This is a genomic window from Vagococcus bubulae (assembly GCF_003950315.1).
GTDB classification, from domain to species: Bacteria; Bacillota; Bacilli; order Lactobacillales; family Vagococcaceae; genus Vagococcus; species Vagococcus bubulae.
In genome coordinates this window covers 96234-113661 of record NZ_NGJT01000008.1, presented here as the reverse complement: position 1 = coordinate 113661, position 17428 = coordinate 96234, and the positions used below count along the sequence as shown (strand labels likewise).

General features: G+C 33.5%; 15 protein-coding genes and 1 riboswitch. Of the genes, 10 read left to right on the top strand and 5 right to left on the bottom strand.

The window, feature by feature from the left end; translation table 11 throughout:
* Positions 1–129: 129 nt before the first annotated feature.
* Positions 130–1410: a glycosyltransferase family 2 protein gene (locus CBF36_RS06120; protein ID WP_243637985.1), complete on the bottom strand. Its 1281-nt coding sequence runs from the start codon at positions 1408–1410 to the stop codon at positions 130–132.
* 275 nt (positions 1411–1685) lie between these two features.
* On the bottom strand, positions 1686–2912 hold the full coding sequence (locus CBF36_RS06115) for an MFS transporter (protein WP_125957518.1): 1227 nt from the start codon (positions 2910–2912) through the stop codon (positions 1686–1688).
* 88 nt (positions 2913–3000) lie between these two features.
* On the opposite strand from CBF36_RS06115, the gene CBF36_RS06110 reads away from it, so the two are divergent.
* The 10 genes from CBF36_RS06110 to CBF36_RS06070 all read left to right on the top strand — a co-directional run bounded on the left by CBF36_RS06110 (position 3001) and on the right by CBF36_RS06070 (position 13875).
* A complete protein-coding gene (locus CBF36_RS06110) occupies positions 3001–3903 on the top strand; it encodes an Rgg family transcriptional regulator (RefSeq protein ID WP_125957516.1) in 903 nt (300 codons plus the stop codon).
* A gap of 39 nt (positions 3904–3942) precedes the next feature.
* Complete coding sequence (locus tag CBF36_RS06105; protein ID WP_125957515.1) at positions 3943–4845, top strand: Rgg family transcriptional regulator; 903 nt, start codon at positions 3943–3945, stop codon at positions 4843–4845.
* 82 nt (positions 4846–4927) lie between these two features.
* Positions 4928–5029: riboswitch (TPP riboswitch) on the top strand.
* A 61-nt stretch (positions 5030–5090) separates the two neighbouring features.
* Positions 5091–5651 (top strand): energy-coupled thiamine transporter ThiT, encoded by a 561-nt coding sequence (thiT, locus tag CBF36_RS06100; RefSeq protein WP_125957513.1) that lies wholly within the window; start codon positions 5091–5093, stop codon positions 5649–5651.
* Between the two features lie 181 nt (positions 5652–5832).
* The gene (locus CBF36_RS06095) at positions 5833–7017 is read left to right on the top strand and encodes an MFS transporter (RefSeq protein ID WP_125957511.1); all 1185 of its coding nucleotides are present in this window, start codon (positions 5833–5835) and stop codon (positions 7015–7017) included.
* The gene (locus CBF36_RS12370; RefSeq protein ID WP_416340696.1) at positions 7017–7148 is read left to right on the top strand and encodes a hypothetical protein; all 132 of its coding nucleotides are present in this window, start codon (positions 7017–7019) and stop codon (positions 7146–7148) included. The genes CBF36_RS06095 and CBF36_RS12370 overlap by 1 nt, the downstream gene beginning before the upstream one ends.
* A 186-nt stretch (positions 7149–7334) precedes the next feature.
* Entirely contained in the window at positions 7335–9122 is a 1788-nt protein-coding gene (locus CBF36_RS06090; RefSeq protein WP_125957509.1) for a sigma-54-dependent Fis family transcriptional regulator, read from the top strand.
* Positions 9123–9293: 171 nt separating this feature from the next.
* Positions 9294–10631 carry a dihydrolipoyl dehydrogenase gene (lpdA, locus tag CBF36_RS06085; protein ID WP_125957508.1) on the top strand — a complete coding sequence of 446 codons (1338 nt, stop codon included), beginning with the start codon at positions 9294–9296 and terminating at the stop codon, positions 10629–10631.
* 13 nt (positions 10632–10644) lie between these two features.
* Positions 10645–11610 (top strand): thiamine pyrophosphate-dependent dehydrogenase E1 component subunit alpha, encoded by a 966-nt coding sequence (locus tag CBF36_RS06080; RefSeq protein WP_125957506.1) that lies wholly within the window; start codon positions 10645–10647, stop codon positions 11608–11610.
* Positions 11611–11639: 29 nt separating this feature from the next.
* Positions 11640–12662: an alpha-ketoacid dehydrogenase subunit beta gene (locus CBF36_RS06075; protein WP_125957504.1), complete on the top strand. Its 1023-nt coding sequence runs from the start codon at positions 11640–11642 to the stop codon at positions 12660–12662.
* A gap of 16 nt (positions 12663–12678) precedes the next feature.
* Complete coding sequence (locus CBF36_RS06070; protein WP_125957502.1) at positions 12679–13875, top strand: dihydrolipoamide acetyltransferase family protein; 1197 nt, start codon at positions 12679–12681, stop codon at positions 13873–13875.
* 46 nt (positions 13876–13921) lie between these two features.
* Here CBF36_RS06070 and nrdF read toward each other — a convergent pair whose 3' ends face one another.
* From nrdF to nrdI, 3 genes are read right to left on the bottom strand one after another with little or no spacing between them, the layout of a single operon-like run.
* Positions 13922–14893: a class 1b ribonucleoside-diphosphate reductase subunit beta gene (gene nrdF, locus CBF36_RS06065; protein ID WP_125957500.1), complete on the bottom strand. Its 972-nt coding sequence runs from the start codon at positions 14891–14893 to the stop codon at positions 13922–13924.
* Positions 14894–14906: 13 nt separating this feature from the next.
* On the bottom strand, positions 14907–17069 hold the full coding sequence (gene nrdE / locus CBF36_RS06060; protein WP_125957499.1) for a class 1b ribonucleoside-diphosphate reductase subunit alpha: 2163 nt from the start codon (positions 17067–17069) through the stop codon (positions 14907–14909).
* Positions 17047–17427 (bottom strand): class Ib ribonucleoside-diphosphate reductase assembly flavoprotein NrdI, encoded by a 381-nt coding sequence (nrdI, locus tag CBF36_RS06055; protein ID WP_125957497.1) that lies wholly within the window; start codon positions 17425–17427, stop codon positions 17047–17049. Before nrdI ends, nrdE begins: the two co-directional genes overlap by 23 nt.
* Between the last annotated feature and the right edge of the window lies 1 nt (position 17428).

Genomic DNA, 17428 nt, shown 5'->3' with positions numbered 1-17428 from the left:
TCCTTTTTAGTTGGTTTAGACACCTTAATTATAAAGGAAAGTGCTATTTTTTTCGTCAAAAAAGGAACAAAATCCAAAATAATTTTGTTCCTTTTAATCTTTTTTAGGAGACTTTTGGGTCAGCCTCGTTTAATTTCGTTTTGTTTTAATCCAGCTACGCTGATGACTCAATTGTCGCCAAAATGCAATAAGGATACTAAAAAATAAAATAAGATACATATACGACGTAGCAAAAGGTAATAAAAGAAAGAACCTAAAAGGTGGTTTTATTTCTTTGGTAGCGGATAAATTTTTGTCATACAACACAGTGAAAATGATGCCAAAAATAATAGAAAACCCAAGAATTATAAAGAGCAAAAATAGATAGTGATTGGTATTTTCATAAATAATCGGAAGGGAGTTATAAATTTGTTTACTTGATTTTATAGAGAAAATAAGGATACAACTTGTGGCAATCAGATTAATAAATGGTTGACTCAAAAAGTAAAAAATACTTAGTTTTTGTATAGATGTGAGAGTCGTTGAAGAAGAGACTTGACGAATATATTTTAAACAGTCTAAATTTCCTTGTACCCATCGACTGCGTTGTTTGATGAATAGTTTGGTCGAAGATAGTGCCTCTTGGTAAACATAAGCGTTTGAGACATAGGCAATTTTGAGATTTTCTGACATTAATTTTAACGTTAGTTCGTAATCATCTAGTAAAGAAGTTCCCCAAGGATTAGGACCTATCGTTTCTAAGATAGGTCCTAATCTGAAAAATTGCCCGTTACCACTTAGTCCAACAGAATTTGTACTAACTCGAGCTTTTTGGATTAAATTATTGACTGTGAAAAATTCTAAGTCTTGAGCTACTTGAAGTGTGTTTTTAAAATCATCATACATTTTTACTCTCATTTGGACAGCAGCAACATCTTTTTCAGAAAAAGCTCTATTTAATTCATTCATAGCGTCATTTGATAGTTTGCCATCAGCATCTATCACACCAACAATGACAGAATCTAACGGTAAATCACGTTTTTTAACTTCTTGAATACACCATTGTAAAGCGACATTAAGAGCAACTCCTTTTCCTTGTCTGGCATTTGGTAATTCTCTTTTTATAATGGTACAACGATTGTCTGGAAATTGCTGCATGATGTTGTATGTATTATCAGTTGAGCCATCATCAATAGCAATAATATGGCAGTTGTTATCAATGGCTAATAAAGAAGAGATAGTTTGGTATATAACAAGTTCTTCGTTAACACAAGGTACAATGAAAAAATAATGGTGATGATTATCTACATTAGTACAGCTTGTTTTATTTTGAAAAATATTTAATAAAAAGGTTAAAAATAGTTGGACTAAAAATAAGTACACAATTCCATAATAAATTAATTCAATCATTATACTTTTTAATATAGTCATACAAAAAATAAGCACTTATAAAAGCAATTAACATAAGACCAACTATTTGATGAATTCCAAAGATGAAAGAACTTGTAGCAATCAATCCAGTCTGTGGCAATTTAGATGAACTCATATTATCCTCCTTTCTAAATGAGAATGATCTTAGTTTATTAATTTTATAAAAACAATTATTTGTAAATATGTTTTTTTTGGTGTTTTTTTAAGTAGATTAGTATATATAAAATATATTATATGTACTTTTTTAAAAAATCAACCGTTTTATTGATAATTTATTAATGTTTAGAACTCATAAAGGAATAAAGACACAATAATAAACAACTGATGCTAAGAGTGACCAACGATACATTGCTACTAAAAGCAGTAGCAAGTGTAGTAAAAATAAAGATAGTGATTGGTGGGAAAAGCATAAGTAGTGTGCTGACACCTCCAGCAATGGTAGCTAATTTATCAAGAGGGATTTCTTTCATCAATTTAGCATTAAATTTTGGGTTTACAATACCAATGAGTAATCCTAAGATAAATTGAAAAATCAATAATAAGTAGATATTTTTTAGTAAAATACTACAAACAAGTAAGGCCATAAAAAACAAAATAAGTTGATTAAACTGCTCTAATTCTAATTTTTTAAATAATTTTGTCCCAAATAAACTACCAAGTATCACCCCAATAGACGTTAAACCTTGAATGAGTGCAAAGGTAAATGAAAAGCTGTCAATAATGAGTGCTGAGTCTTTTGCTAAAATAATTGATAAAAGAGGTGAAATAGCGGAAGATAGGCCATTTAACCCAGCAAAAACTAAGATTAATTTAAAAAATTGTTTGTTCTTTGTCGTTTCTTTGATAGCAAACACCATCTGTTTCCAAATAGCAGATAGTGAAATTGACTCGTGTTTGTCTAGGTGTTCTTTTTCTAAGGTATCTAGGTTTTTTTTCATGGATAAAACAATCAAAGCTGTCGCAAAAAACGTCATACTATTAATGATAGCAAGTAATTGATAAGAAAAAATTCCTAACAAATAGGCTCCAATAAATTGGGCAATAATTGCCACAATGTTACTAATCGCTCCGTTTAAACCTTGAGCTTCTTCTAAATCATCTTGTTCAACAATTAATGGGATAAATGGAAAAAAAAGACTGTTTGAAAATTTTCCAACATTGTCAGAAATAAAATTAATGAGACTAATCCCAACTAATAACATCATACTTTGTTGAAAACCAATTAAAAACCCTACTGATAGATACAGCGCCCCACGTATTAATCCAGAGTAAAAGATTTTTGTGGCTTTGTTTTCGCTCATATCAGCCAAACTACCTAAAGGTGAAGCAAAAATAAATGGAATACTTTCGGATAATGATACGATCGTTATAGCAAGAGATGAATTTGTAAATTGTGCAGCATAGGTCATAAGAGCAATATAATACATGGAATCCCCAAGAGTTGATATAAAGTTGTTCAGGATAATTTTTTGATAGAGTGGATATTTTTTTATAATAGACATAAGTGATTCCTCCTTTTTTATAGTATAGAATGATTCGTTTTATGAACGAATAAATGGTAAAGTATAGTTGACCAAAAGGAGAGATTCGATGGAGATAGATTATGGAAAAGTAGTTCGAGATATACGGTTAAACAAAGGATACTCACAAAAATACTTATATTCTGGGATTGTTTCTAAAACATACGCTATAGATTTTGAAAAAGGATTACATGATATGTCGGTAACAAAGTTCATGGATGTCTTAGCTAGATTAGAGATGAAACTTGAGGAATTTGAATTTATTGCCAATGGTTATCAGTCATCAGAAGAAATAACTAGCAACGTTTTGATAGCAATCGCAACAAATAGAGGGGATATTGAGACATTAAGAAAATTACGTACTTATTATGATACACGTAAAAGTAAAGAGGATGAGGTATTAAAGGCGAGATTAAATTTGTTGATTCATTCTTATGAGGAGTCAGGTAAAAGACATATTGAACCAGCTGTTTATAAAAAAGAAGATGTTGAGGTACTAAAAAATCATCTGATGTCAGTCGAATCATGGACATTAAAAGAATTCGCTTTTTTTCTAAATAATGGGTATCACTTTGATTATGAGACTTACCGGATTTTGACGGAGTTTGCCTTAAAACAGTTAAGACAGTATAACAGCTATCCAGATGTGGTTAAGATAAAAAGTTACTTATTTGTTAATTTTTTAAGCACAGCTTTAGAAAATAAAGATTGGGATAGCATTAACAACTATAGACAGGATTTTTATGAGGTGACAAAAAATACTGAAGAGGGATTTCAAAGAATTTTATGCGTATTTGACTTTAATCTATATGATTATGTTATGACAAAAGATCAGAATTTTTTAAAGAATGCAAAAAAGATAGAAGAGATGTGTTACTTACTTGGTAGTGATTACCACCGTATGGCGCAAGCGATGAGTGATACCATTGAATTTTGTGAGGAGGTTGTTCAAAAAGGTGAGAAACGTGATTGAGAGTAGTTGTTTTTATCCCAGTAAAAAAGGAGAAAAATCATGGAAAGTAATTATGGAAAAGTGGTGCGAGACATTCGGCTAAGTAAAGGCTATTCACAAAAATACTTGTATTCAGGGATTGTCTCTAAAACCTATGCCATAGATTTTGAAAAAGGATTGCATGATATGTCGGTAACAAAATTTATGGATGTCTTAGCTAGATTAGATATGGGATATAAAGAATTTAAATTTATTGCGAATGGTTATCATACCACAGAGGAAGTAACAAGTGATGTTTTAATCGCTGTTGCAGCAAATCGTGGGGATATTGAAACTCTAAAGAAATTACGTACTTATTACAATGTTCCCCAAAATAAGGATGAAGAACTATTAAAGGCTAGATTGAATTTATTAATTTATTCTTATGAGGAATCATACAAGACACATAGTAAACCAGTCGTTTATCCAAAAAAAGATGTGGAGATATTAAAAAACTATCTGGTATCAATGGACTCTTGGACAATTAGTGAAAGTAATTTTTTCTTAAATAATGGGCATTATTTTGATTATGAAACATATCGCTTTTTAACAGAGTCAGCCTTAAAACAACTAGAGCGATATAATACGTTTCAAGAAGCAATTAAGGTTAAGAGTTTTTTATTTTGTAATTTTTTAAGTACAGCGATAGAAAATCAAGATTGGAAAAGTTTAAAAAAGTATCGTGCCGATTTTTTTGATGTCACAAAAGATACGGGTGAGGGATTTCAACAACGAACCTTTTGTGTATTAACATATCATTTATATGATTATGTTATGACAAAAGATCAGATATTTTTAACAAATGCCAAAAAGATAGAAGAGGTGTGTTACTTGCTAGGTAGTGACTACCATCGTTTAGCGCAAGGCATGACTGATACCATTGAATTTTGTGAGAATATCGTATCTAATCAATTAAATAACTAGTTGATTAGTAAGAAATGTCTCATTCATTTGACTCTTAAGCGGATACATGCCATACTTATAGATGAAATAAATTAAATACATAACCGTCACAAAGGGGAGCTTCAAAGCTGAGAATGAGTGAAAACTCTAAACCCTCGAACCTGATATTGTTAATTCAAGCGTAGGAATTGTGTGAAGTGGTAGCAAGTAAGCACTGCTCTTTTGTTGATTGGTCACGTATGAATCAATAATAGGAGGAGTTTTTTATGTCAAAACGTTCACGAGTTATTTTAGAGGGGACGATTGTTGCCGCATTATCAATGGCACTATCGTTTATCCCGTTAAATGTAGGAACAGGATTTTCCGTTTCTTTAGGAATGATTCCCTTAACATTATACGCATTGCGTCGTGGAACTGTACCGGGAATATATGCTGGGTTAGTTTGGGGCTTACTACATTTTTTAATGGGACAAGTTTATTTTTTAACCGTCTCTCAAGTTATTATTGAATACATTTTTGCTTTTGCAGCGGCTGGTTTTTCTGGTTTATTCAGTAAAAAACTACAAATAACGTTGAAAACTAATCCATCAAATGCTTGGAGATATGTTGTTTCTGGAACATTTGTTGGTGTGTTAGCGCGTTACATTTTTCATTTTATTGCCGGATTTATCTTTTGGGGTAAATATGCCATTTGGGGATTATCTCCAGTGACGTATTCATTAGTGGCAAATGGGATAAGTGGTTTACTGACTGGTGTTGTGACAATGGTTATTTTACTATTAATCTTGAATAAAAATAAAAGCCTATTTATGCCGCAAGATAATTAATCTGTTTGAGGAAACACTCTTTAATAAAGGGGTGTTTTATTTTTTGATTTAAAAGTGGTAAACTTAAACAAATACATCGTAGATAGGAGCATCTTATGAGACAAATTTAGACCATTTCACTTAGTGTAAATAATTTAAACAGGTGATGAAATTATTCACCTAAGTGAAAGTAGGAAAAATAATGACAAAACAATTTAATAAGTTATTAATCAGCCAACTATTTTTTAGTTTGGGAAATACCGTTTATACTGTATCCATTATTAGTTCAGTTTTAACATCAACCCACTCAGTATTAGCTACATCAATTATGCCACTTGCTATGACATTAGGCACAGTTTTATGTGGCTTAGTTACACCAATGTTAGTCGCAAGATATCGAATGATTAAAGTGTTAAAAGTAACTCAGTTTCTGGGGATTATTTTATTTATCATGTTAAGTATGTCGCTTCAATTTGGCGAAATGACTATTTTAGCATTAAGTATATGGGTATGTTTGTTTTCTCTTTTAACAAGTTTTATGTATCCTCTTAGTGTGGCGTTAATCCCTGCACTTGTGGAGAAGGAATACTTAATAAAAGCAAATAGTTTATATAATACGATGGGCCAATTAGTCAATATATTAAGTTGGTTAGTAGGGGCTTCTTTAGTTGTTTTATTTCAACAGACAACTCTCTTAATGATTGACACCCTCTTATTTATCATGTCTTTTTTATGTTTGATTGGGATTTACGCTAACAGGGTTGATGATAATAAGAAAACGACCAATTTGTGGAAAGAATTTAAAAAAGGATGGCTTGTTATTCGTGATGAGCCATTAGTTAAAGTAGTATTATTAATGGATAGTTTAGAATCTATTACCAATACGGCTTGGGTTTCTTCCGTTGTATTAGTTTATGTGACAGATTTTTTACATAAAGGAGATCAATGGTGGGGATACATTAACGCCACATTTTTCTTAGGCTCAATGATGGGAAGTTTATTGGTGATGAAAAATGAAACAACAATTAATCAACAAAAAGCTCGTTTTATTTTTTTTGGATCGTTAATGGGTTCTGTCATCACTTTTTTATTTGCGATTATTCCATTGCCAATCGTTAGTTTGATATTATCTATTGGTGTAGGATTTTTTTCTCAAATGAAAAATATTCCTCAAGTGACAGTCATACAACAAAAAATATCCTCAGAAAAAATTGCATCAGTTTATTCAGCTAGTAGTGTATTATGCTCATTGATTTTTTCTTTAAGTTTAATCTTGTTAAGTATTGTATCAGATAAGCTGGGTGTTAATATGGTATTTATCATTTCTAGTCTCTGTTTATTAGTTGTGACATATATTACAAAAAAATATGTTAAATATTTTGTTTAATGTGTTCTCTCCTTGAGTTAAAAGGAAAAGAAGTAATCGCTATTTATAGTCATGAAGGATACACGAAAGCAACATCTGCTGATTATGATAATGAAAGAAAAGCACAAAAATTAGTTCAAGAAGCAAAATAATTTCACAAACTAATACATCATATGATTTGGGTTAGGAGACACTTAGTTATTAAGCTAAGTGTTTTTTGTATGATACATACTATTTAAAAATGGTGAATAAATAGATTGATATGTTATTTGTTTGCGCTTTTATATAAAACATTGTGAAAAAATGATATACTTGTGTTGACTAAAGGGGGCGTGTTCATGTTAGAAACAAAAGATTTATGGCAAAGATATATTCAGTCTAATGAAGTGAATGAAACGTTATTACCTCATTATATTGTTGAATCATGGGATTATTGTATGAAACATTCAGTCAATCCATACTCTAAACAAGGTTTAGAAAAGGTGACAGATGTTGAATTATTAAGAGAGAAAAAAGAACAAGCTTTTTTAATACAGACAGTAAAATCAGAAATTCAACGATTACACGAATTTTTTCAAGTGAAGAAACCCTTATTTATTTTAACGAATAATCAAGGGGTTGTTCTTTGGCGTGATGGTCATCATGAGACTAGACATTTAGCAAATGATATTCGTTTTTCTGAAGGCAGTATATGGACAGAAAAAGCAGTAGGAACAAATGCAATAGGGATAGCACTCCGTACACTTGAGAGTGTTACTGTGGAAAAATTTCAGCATTTTTCAGAAGCGTCACATCCGTTTACGTGCTCTTCCACACCTATATTAGATGATAATGATGACGTAATAGCTTGTTTAAATGTCTCAACAATGGAAATTTTTTCTGAAACGAATTATACGCTATTTGCTTTGAAAATGATTGCTAAAAATGTTCAAGCTAGAGTTATTGAACGACAGTTACATGATAAAAAAGAACAATTTTTAGAAGCGTTAAATCAACCATTTGAACAATCTGTTTTAGTAGGATTGGATGGGAAAATATTGTCTGCATCTGATGATTTTAAATTATTACATGAAGATTGCGAAGGCGAAATGATTTCGAGTATATTAAACCAATCCTCCCAAGATTTTTATAAAAAAGAAATCTACCAACAAAATGATTTAATTGGGTTTTGTTACCAGTTAGGAAAAAAGCAAAAAAAATCGTCTTTTATTAGTTTCGGCATTCATTCAAAAAATAAAGAGTATCAGGTTTTCTTAAAACAGTTATCAAAAGCAGCACAGTCTGAGTTACCCATCCATATATTTGGTGAAACAGGAAGTGGAAAAGAGGTATCTGCTAAAACAATTCATTATAATAGTTTACGAAAAGATGGTCCTCTAATTGCTTTAAATTGTGGAGCGTTAAGTGAGTCACTTCTTGAAAGCGAGTTATTTGGCTACGTTTCAGGTGCGTTTACTGGAGCAAGTGAGAAGGGGTATCTAGGAAAAATCAGACAAGCTGATGGCGGAACATTATTCTTAGATGAAATAGATAGTATGTCCACACGAATGCAAGTAGCATTGCTTAGAGCACTAGAGGAGAAAAAAATTACACCAATCGGCAGTGAAGAGGAAATAAGTGTTGATTTTCGACTAGTGACAGCGAGTAATAAAGATTTAAAAAAGCTTGTTAAAACAGGTGATTTTCGTGAAGATTTATTTTATCGTTTGTATGTCATTCCACTCATTTTACCTCCACTTAGAAACCGTCAAGAAGATTTTGTCACGCTAGTTGAGACCTTTTGTGATAAAAAGAAATGGTATCCAAATTGGCAGAAAAAAATTAGTCAAATTGCTAAGGATTTTAAATGGCAAGGAAATATCCGTGAATTTCAGAATTTTTTAGAGCGTGTGTTGATTTACTTTCCAACAAATGAACCCTCAAAAGAAGAACTGATAGAGTTGATTGAGATTGGCGCGATTAAACGTGTTTGTGTACCAAAAGAAACATTGGATGAGAGAATGCATATTCTAAATGCTTTGAGGGAAACAAACTACCATTTAACACAAACAGCTGAGAAATTAAACATGGCACGTAGTACACTTTATAGAAAATTAGATAAATATCAAATCGAGATTCCTAAATAAAAGTAAAAGACATTGATCAATTGATGAATGTCTTTTTTGTTGCGACAATTCGCTACAATTTTGTTTCATTTTTTAAATGATAAAAACAAAAAAGTTTAAATAAAGCGTTTTCAAAATTGGCATAACTTTTGCTTATTAATAAGTGTAGAACGATTAAAGGAAGGTGATGTTATGAGGCAATACGATTTAATTGTCATTGGAGCCGGTCCAGGAGGGTATATCGCAGCAATTGAAGCGGCAAAAATGGGAAAAAAAGTCGCAGTGATAGAGCGAAAAAAAATTGGTGGAACGTGTTTAAACGTTGGGTGTATACCATCAAAAGCTTATTTAAAAAATGCCAGTTGGATAGAATCGCTGCATCAAGCAAATGCTTTTGGTATTCATAGCGAGTTGATAGATATTGATTTTTCAAAATTAGTTGCTAGAAAAGATGGTGTTGTTAGTCAGTTACAGCAAGGCATTCATTATTTATTTAAACAACACTCAATTGACTATATTGAAGGAGAAGCACAGTTAAAAACATCTCATGAAGTTGAAGTAGGGGGGGAATGTTTAGAAGCAACGTTCATTTTATTAGCAACAGGCAGTACTCCATTTGTTCCACCTATATCAGGTATTCAAGAGGTTGATTATTTAACAACAGATACTTTTTTCGAGTTAAAAGAGTTGCCTAAAGAGTTAGTTATTATTGGTGGAGGCGTTATAGGTATTGAATTAGCTTTTGCGATGGCCCCGCTAGGTACAAACGTTACAGTAGTAGAAGTAGCGCCAAGTATTTTGATGACTGAAGACATAGACGCAAGACGTATCATTAAGAAAAAACTAAATAAAATGGGCGTAAATCTTATTGAGTCAGCACAAATTAAGCAAGTAACTCCAAATAATATAGCATTATCTAATCAAGCCATCTCTTTTGATACATTATTAGTCGTAACAGGTCGTAAAGCAAATCTAGATTTGGCTGATCAACTATCCTTAAGAAAAACAGAAAATCAAAAATTTATTGAGGTAAATCATCACTATCAAACATCTGTGTCATCTATTTATGCTGTAGGTGACATGATTGATGGTTTAATGTTAGCTCATGCAGCGAGTAAGGAAGGTATTAAAGCTGTCAGACATATGTTTGCAACAGCAGAAAGACCTTTAAAAAATGAGGACGTTCCAAAATGTGTGTATAGTCATCCTGAAATTGCCAGCTTTGGTTTAACAGAAGAGAAAGCGAAAGAAAAAGGATACGATGTATTGGTTTCAAAAACAGATTATATGGCAAATGGTCGCGCGATTGCAGGAGATGAAACCACAGGATTTGTCAAAATCATCTCTGAAAAAAAACATCATGAGATTTTGGGTGGTGTTATTGTTGGAGCTAATGCAACAGAAATGATTCATATCTTACTAGCAGTAAAAGAATCAGAAGGTCGTTTAGAAGAGTTGGAAAAAATGACGTTTGCTCACCCAACACTCTCAGAAATGATAGGTGAATTGGCAAGCAACATGATTGTCTAAGGAGGAATAGGAAATGGAAAAAATGACAAAACAAAAAGCAGAGTGGATTTACAAAACGATGAATGATATCAGAAATTTTGAAGATGAAGTGCATCGTATTTTTACAACGGGAGAAATTCCAGGATTTGTCCATTTATATGCAGGTGAAGAAGCTGTTGCAACTGGGGTTTGTGCTCATTTAACAGATAAAGATTATATTACTAGTACTCATAGAGGTCATGGCCATTGTATCGCTAAAGGGTGTGACTTAAATGGTATGATGGCGGAGATTTTTGGAAAGGAAACTGGACTTTGTAAAGGAAAAGGCGGTTCAATGCATATTGCCGATATTGATAAAGGCATGCTAGGAGCAAACGGTATGGTTGGTGGAGGATTCCCAATCGCAGTAGGAGCTGGACTTCGAAATAAGTATTTGAAAACAGATGATGTAGCGATTTGTTTCTTTGGCGATGGTGCTAGTAATGAAGGAACATTCCATGAAGGGATTAATATGGCAGCAATTTGGAATTTACCTGTTGTGTTTGTTTGTGAAAATAATGGGTTTGCTGAGTCAACTACTGTTAAGTATGCATCAGGATCAAATACGATTGCTGAAAGAAGTGTCGCTTATGGTATTCCAGGCATACGAGTAGAAGGCAAAGATTTAATGGCTGTTTATGAAGCAGCTGGAGAAGCGATTGATCGAGCAAGAAATGGTGAAGGACCAACTATTTTAGAATGTGTAACCTATCGAAATTATGGACATTTTGAAGGTGACGAACAAAAATACAAAGCAAAAGAAGGCGAAGAAAAAGACTATGCTGATCTTGACAATATTAAAGAATTTAGAGATGTCGCAATCAAAAATAAATGGTTAACAGCCAAACAAGCAGATGAGATTGAAGTACAATCTGTTAAAGATACAGAAGAGGCTGTTTTATTTGCAAGAGAAAGTAATATACCAAGACCTGAAGCCTTATATGAAGATGTATCGATTTAAAACAATTTATAAAATAAGGAGTGACTATCATGAGTAGACGAATAACATTTATGCAAGCAATTAATGAAGGTTTAGATATGGCAATGGAAAAAGATGATCGCGTGATTCTTTTAGGTGAAGACATTGCTGGAGGAACACATATTGACCATCTAGAAGGTAAAGGTGCTTGGGGTGGCGTGTTCGGTGTGACAAAAGGATTAGTGGAAAAACATGGGTATGAACGTGTTATTGATACGCCGATTTCTGAGATGGGATACATGGGAGCATCAGTGGGGGCTGCGGCAACAGGATTACGTCCAGTACCGGAATTAATGTTTAATGATTTTTTAGGATTTTGTTTTGATACATTGTTAGCACAAGGGTCAAAAATGCGTTACATGTTTGGAGGAAAAGCAACGATTCCTATGACGGTTAGAACGTGTCACGGTGCAGGCGCATCAGCAGCAGCACAACATTCAGGCTCTTACTACGGGATGTTTGGTTCTATACCTGGACTAAAGGTAGTTGTACCTTCTAATCCTTATGATGCTAAGGGCTTGTTGCTTGCAGCAATTGAAGATGATAATATTGTGATTTTTTCAGAAGATAAAACACTTTACGGCATTAAAGATGAAGTCCCTGAAGAATACTATAAAGTGGAAATAGGAAAAGCAAAAGTTAAACAAGAAGGTAACGATTTAACGATTGTGACTATTGGAAAAATGCTTTATGTTGCATTAGATGTTGCAGCTGAGCTAGAAAAATCAGGCATTTCCGTTGAAGTGATTGATTTAGTGACTGTAGCACCTTGGGATCAAGAAACAATCATTCAATCTGTGAAGAAAACAGGACGATTAATCGTAATAGATGAAGCGAATCCGCACAATAATACAGCAACAGATATTGCCTCAGTGGTTGGAGACAAAGCGTTTGATTATTTAGATGGCCCAATTAAATGTGTGTGTGCACCTAATACTCCTGTGCCATTTGCAAGTAACTTAGAGGCGTTGTATTTACCAAGTAAGGAAAGAGTATTAGAAGAAGCAAGTGAGTTAATTCAAGACTTAAAATAAAGGGTAGGTGAAAATCATGGCAGAAACATTATTGATGCCGACATTAGGTCTAACCATGACAGAAGGTACAGTGGATCAATGGTACAAATCAGTGGGGGATACAGTAACAAAAGGAGAGCCAGTTGTATCGATTAGTTCTGAAAAATTAACGCACGATGTGGAATCTCCTGTTGATGGTGTATTACTGTCTATTAGCGTAGAAGCAGGGGGAGAAGCACCTTGCCAAGCAGTTATTGGCTATGTTGGAAATGAAGGCGAAACAATTTCAGAAGCAACAGAAATAGTAGAAGAAGTTAATGAAATACAAGAGGACGTCACACAAGAAATGGTGAAAGACCAACCAACAGCAGTCAAAAAAGAGGGTGAGCGGATTTTCGCAACACCTTTGGCTAGAAAATTAGCAGCAGATAAACACTATTCATTAAGCGATATTATTGGAACTGGTGGCAACGGGCGAATTACAAGACGCGATGTGGAACGTCACGTGCCGCAAGTTGTTTCTCAATCTGTTATAAGTGCCACTGTTGGAGAAGGCTTAGAGGGAATGCGCAAAGTTATTGCACAACGAATGCATCAAAGTTTAGCTCAAACTGCGCAATTAACCTTGCATAGAAAAGCCAATATTACGTCATTGCTTGCATTTAGAAAAGATATGAAAGAAAAAGCAGGTGATAGTTTAAGTAAGAGTGCATTAAGCATTAATACACTGTTGATTAAAGCTGTGAGTTTAGCCTTAAAAGATTTCCCACAAATGAATGCCTCTTATGATACACAAGTTTACACAGAACATAAAGACGTTCATATTGGGGTAGCAGTGGCAGTTGATGATGGTTTAGTTGTGCCAGTTGTGAAAGATGTCCACCTTAAATCTCTATCACAAATCGGTTCAGATTTTGTCAGTGTGACCTCTCAAGCAGTTGATGGCTCATTAGCAAGTGAATTTTACCGAGGTTCAACGTTTACGATTACAAATTTAGGAAATGCTGGGGTTGAGTACTTTACACCAATTTTAAACACACCAGAAATTGGTATTTTAGGAATTGGGGTAACCAGTACAAAATTAGTATTTAACGAAGAAAAAGACGTAACAGAAATTAGTGAATTACCGTTAAGTTTAACATTTGACCATCAAGTTTTGGATGGCTCACCGGCAGCAGAATTTTTAGGGCAAGTGGTGTATTATTTAGAACATCCTTATTCATTAGTAATTTAACAAAAAAGACTCACCAACGTGTCATAAGTTGGTGAGTCTTTTGGTATTACATACCGATTAAATAGTCATCATTTTCCATGGCCTCTACTGTACCAAGTAAGTAACCATTACCTACTTGAGAGAAAAAGTCATGGTTGCTTGTTCCAGTTGATAAGCCATTCATGACAATAGGGTTCACGTCATTGGCTGTATCTGGGAATAATGGATCCATTCCTAAGTTCATTAGGGCTTTGTTTGCATTATAGCGTAGGAATGTTTTGACTTCTTCCGTCCAACCTAATTTATCATACAATAATTCAGTATAGACTTCTTCATTTTCATAAAGAGTGAAGAGTAAGTCATACATCCATTCTTTCATTTCTTCTTGTTCTTCATTACTTAATTCATTGAAACCTAGTTGGAATTTATACCCAATATAAGTCCCATGAACTGACTCGTCACGGATAATTAATTTAATAATTTCGGCTACGTTTGCTAATTTGTTGTTTCCTAAATAATACAAAGGTGCATAAAAACCAGAGTAGAAAAGAAACGTTTCAGCATATACGTTCGCTACTTTTTTTTGTAATGGGGATCCATTTAAATAAATTTCATTAATAATCTCAGCTTTTTTTTGTAGTTGAGGGTTGGTGTTTGTCCATTCAAAAATTTCTTCAATCTCAGCCTTAGTGTTTAGTGTACTAAAGATGGATGAGTAACTTTTGGCATGAACAGATTCCATAAATTGAATATTGTTTAACACAGCTTCCTCATGAGGTGTGCGGCTGTCTTTGCGTAAGGCTTCGATGGCACTTTCAGATTGAATCGTATCTAGTAGTGTTAACCCACCAAATACTAGACCAATATTTTCTTTTTGATCGTCGTTAAAGTTACGCCAATCATCTAAATCGTTTGATAAAGGAATACGTGTATCCAACCAAAATTGTTCTGTCAATTTTTCCCAAGTGGACTTATCAATAATGTCTTCAACAGCATTCCAGTTAATTGCTTGGTAATAGCTATTGTCTAACGTGGTCATTTATTGTTCCTCCTTAAATAACACAGCTTTCACATTGGTTGCTACCAATTTCCTCATCGTCATCTGTATAAGTACGAACGTAGTAAATTGATTTAACGCCTTTATGGAATGCGTAGTGACGTAAAATATTTAAATCACGTGTTGTTTGTTTTGTAGTGTTTGTTTTCCATTCATACAAGCCTTCAGGTATATCTGAGCGCATAAATAGGGTTAAACTCATGCCTTGATCGATATGTTTTTGAGCTGTTGCATACACATCAATCACTCTACGCATATCCATGTCATAAGCTGATGTGTAGTATGGCATCGTGTCATTAGATAAGAAAGGTGCTGGGTAATAGATTTTCCCGATTTTCTTTTCTTGACGTTCTTCAATCAAACGAGTGATTGGGTGGATACTAGCACTTGTATCATTGATGTAAGAAATTGAGCCATTTGGTGCAACTGCTAGACGATTTTGATGGTATAAACCGTATTTTTTGATTGATTGTTTTAACTCTTCCCAATCTTTTGCTGTAGGAATGAAAATGCCGTCAAATAATTCTTTGACTTTATCAGAAGAAGGCTTGATTTCATCTTTAATATACGTATCAAAGTATTCTCCAGTAGCATATTTTGAGTTTTCAAAGTTATCAAATGATTCGTTGCGTTCTTTTGCAATATTGTTACTTTCAACTAAGGTCCAGTAGTTTAGTAACATGAAGTAGACATCAGTAAATTCTAATGAGTCTTCTGAGCCATATTCCATTTGATTTTTAGCAAAGTAAGTATGTAATCCCATCGCGCCTAATCCAATCGTATGATTTAGACGGTTTCCATTTTGAATAGATGGAACAACTTCAATATCAGAAGCATCTGTAATATAAGTGAGCGCTCGTGTCATTGTTTTAACAGATTTTCCAAAGTCAGGACTATCCATTAAGTTAACAATATTAGTTGAGCCTAAGTTACAAGAAATATCTGTTCCAAGAACGTCATATTCTTGGCGATCATTAATGATAGATGGTTTTTGGACTTGTAAGATTTCAGAACATAAGTTACTCATAATGATTTTACCATCAATAGGATTTGCACGATTGGCTGTGTCCACGTTGATAATATATGGGTAACCAGATTCTTGTTGCAATTTACTAATTTCATTTTCTAAGTAACGTGCGTCGATTTTTTGTTTTCTAATACGTGGATTAGAAACTAAATTGTCATACTCTTTTGTAATATCAATGTAAGAAAATGGGATGCCATATTCACGTTCTACACTATATGGGCTAAATAAGTACATCTCTTCATTATTACGAGCTAATTCATAAAATTTATCAGGTACTAATAATCCAAGAGACAATGTTTTAACACGGATTTTTTCATCTGCGTTTTCTTTTTTCGTTGATAAGAACATTTCGATGTCTGGGTGGAAGACGTTTAAATAAACCACGCCAGCTCCTTGACGTTGACCAAGTTGATTACTGTAACTAAAACTATCTTCAAATAATTTCATCACAGGAACAACTCCACTTGCAGCTCCTTCAAAGCCTTTGATAGGGGCTCCAGCTTCACGTAAGTTTGATAACGTAATCCCTACCCCACCACCAATACGTGATAATTGTAAGGCGCTGTTAATTGAGCGACCAATACTATTCATATCATCCGTTACTTGCACTAAGAAACAAGACACTAATTCACCACGACGTTTACGTCCAGCGTTTAAAAAGGATGGTGTTGCTGGTTGGTAGCGTTGATGAATCATTTCATCGGCTAAACTCATAGCCAGTTCTTCATTACCGTTAGCAAAGTATAATGCGTTAAATGCCACACGGTCTTCATAACGCTCTAAGTATTGTGTGCCATCATTTGTTTTTAGGGCATATTGAGAGTAGAACTTGTAAGCTGCCATAAATGATTTAAAGGTAAATGACTGAGCGGCTAGATAGGCATAAAGTGATTCAATAAACTCTAGTGAGTAAAGAGATAAAAATTCTTCTTCTAAATAGTCGTGTTTAGTTAAGAATGTCAATTTTTCTTCTATAGAAGAAAATTGTTTTGTATTTGGTTCCACATTTTCTTTAAAAAAAGCATCTAAGGCTTCTTTATCTTTATATAAGGGAATTTGATCGTTTACGGGGCGGTTGATTTCGTTGTTTAGTTCGAAATAAGTTACATCAGTCAGATCTTTTAGACTCAAATTCATTCACTACTTTCTTAAAATTTTTTACATCGTCATTTGTGCCACTAAATTCAAAAGAGAACACAAGAGGGATGCCATAATCTTTTGCAATGTCTTTTGCAGTAAAGACAAATAAGTCTCCAAAGTTAAGATTTCCACCACCAGCAACACCTAGTAAGTGCTCTTGGTTGGTTTTGTACTCAATAAAATCGTTCACTACTTCTGTGACTTCTTTGTCATAAGTAGGAACGATTAATAGATAGTCTTCATTGATTTCATGAAAAGGATTGGTTGTGTCAATTTCATAAAAAGGAAGGTCTAGTTTATTAATAAAACGTCTTGTCTGTCCGGTTAAAGAAAAAAAGACTAGTTTCATG

Excerpts from the sequence above, each read along its gene's own strand:
- CBF36_RS06120 (WP_243637985.1), bottom strand. The coding sequence starts at position 1,410 with ATGACTATATTAAAAAGTATAATGATTGAATTAATTTATTATGGAATT.
- CBF36_RS06115 (WP_125957518.1), bottom strand. The coding sequence starts at position 2,912 with ATGTCTATTATAAAAAAATATCCACTCTATCAAAAAATTATCCTGAAC.
- CBF36_RS06110 (WP_125957516.1), top strand. The coding sequence starts at position 3,001 with ATGGAGATAGATTATGGAAAAGTAGTTCGAGATATACGGTTAAACAAA.
- CBF36_RS06105 (WP_125957515.1), top strand. The coding sequence starts at position 3,943 with ATGGAAAGTAATTATGGAAAAGTGGTGCGAGACATTCGGCTAAGTAAA.
- thiT (WP_125957513.1), top strand. The coding sequence starts at position 5,091 with ATGTCAAAACGTTCACGAGTTATTTTAGAGGGGACGATTGTTGCCGCA.
- CBF36_RS06095 (WP_125957511.1), top strand. The coding sequence starts at position 5,833 with ATGACAAAACAATTTAATAAGTTATTAATCAGCCAACTATTTTTTAGT.
- CBF36_RS12370 (WP_416340696.1), top strand. The coding sequence starts at position 7,017 with ATGTGTTCTCTCCTTGAGTTAAAAGGAAAAGAAGTAATCGCTATTTAT.
- CBF36_RS06090 (WP_125957509.1), top strand. The coding sequence starts at position 7,335 with ATGTTAGAAACAAAAGATTTATGGCAAAGATATATTCAGTCTAATGAA.
- lpdA (WP_125957508.1), top strand. The coding sequence starts at position 9,294 with ATGAGGCAATACGATTTAATTGTCATTGGAGCCGGTCCAGGAGGGTAT.
- CBF36_RS06080 (WP_125957506.1), top strand. The coding sequence starts at position 10,645 with ATGGAAAAAATGACAAAACAAAAAGCAGAGTGGATTTACAAAACGATG.
- CBF36_RS06075 (WP_125957504.1), top strand. The coding sequence starts at position 11,640 with ATGAGTAGACGAATAACATTTATGCAAGCAATTAATGAAGGTTTAGAT.
- CBF36_RS06070 (WP_125957502.1), top strand. The coding sequence starts at position 12,679 with ATGGCAGAAACATTATTGATGCCGACATTAGGTCTAACCATGACAGAA.
- nrdF (WP_125957500.1), bottom strand. The coding sequence starts at position 14,893 with ATGACCACGTTAGACAATAGCTATTACCAAGCAATTAACTGGAATGCT.
- nrdI (WP_125957497.1), bottom strand. The coding sequence starts at position 17,427 with ATGAAACTAGTCTTTTTTTCTTTAACCGGACAGACAAGACGTTTTATT.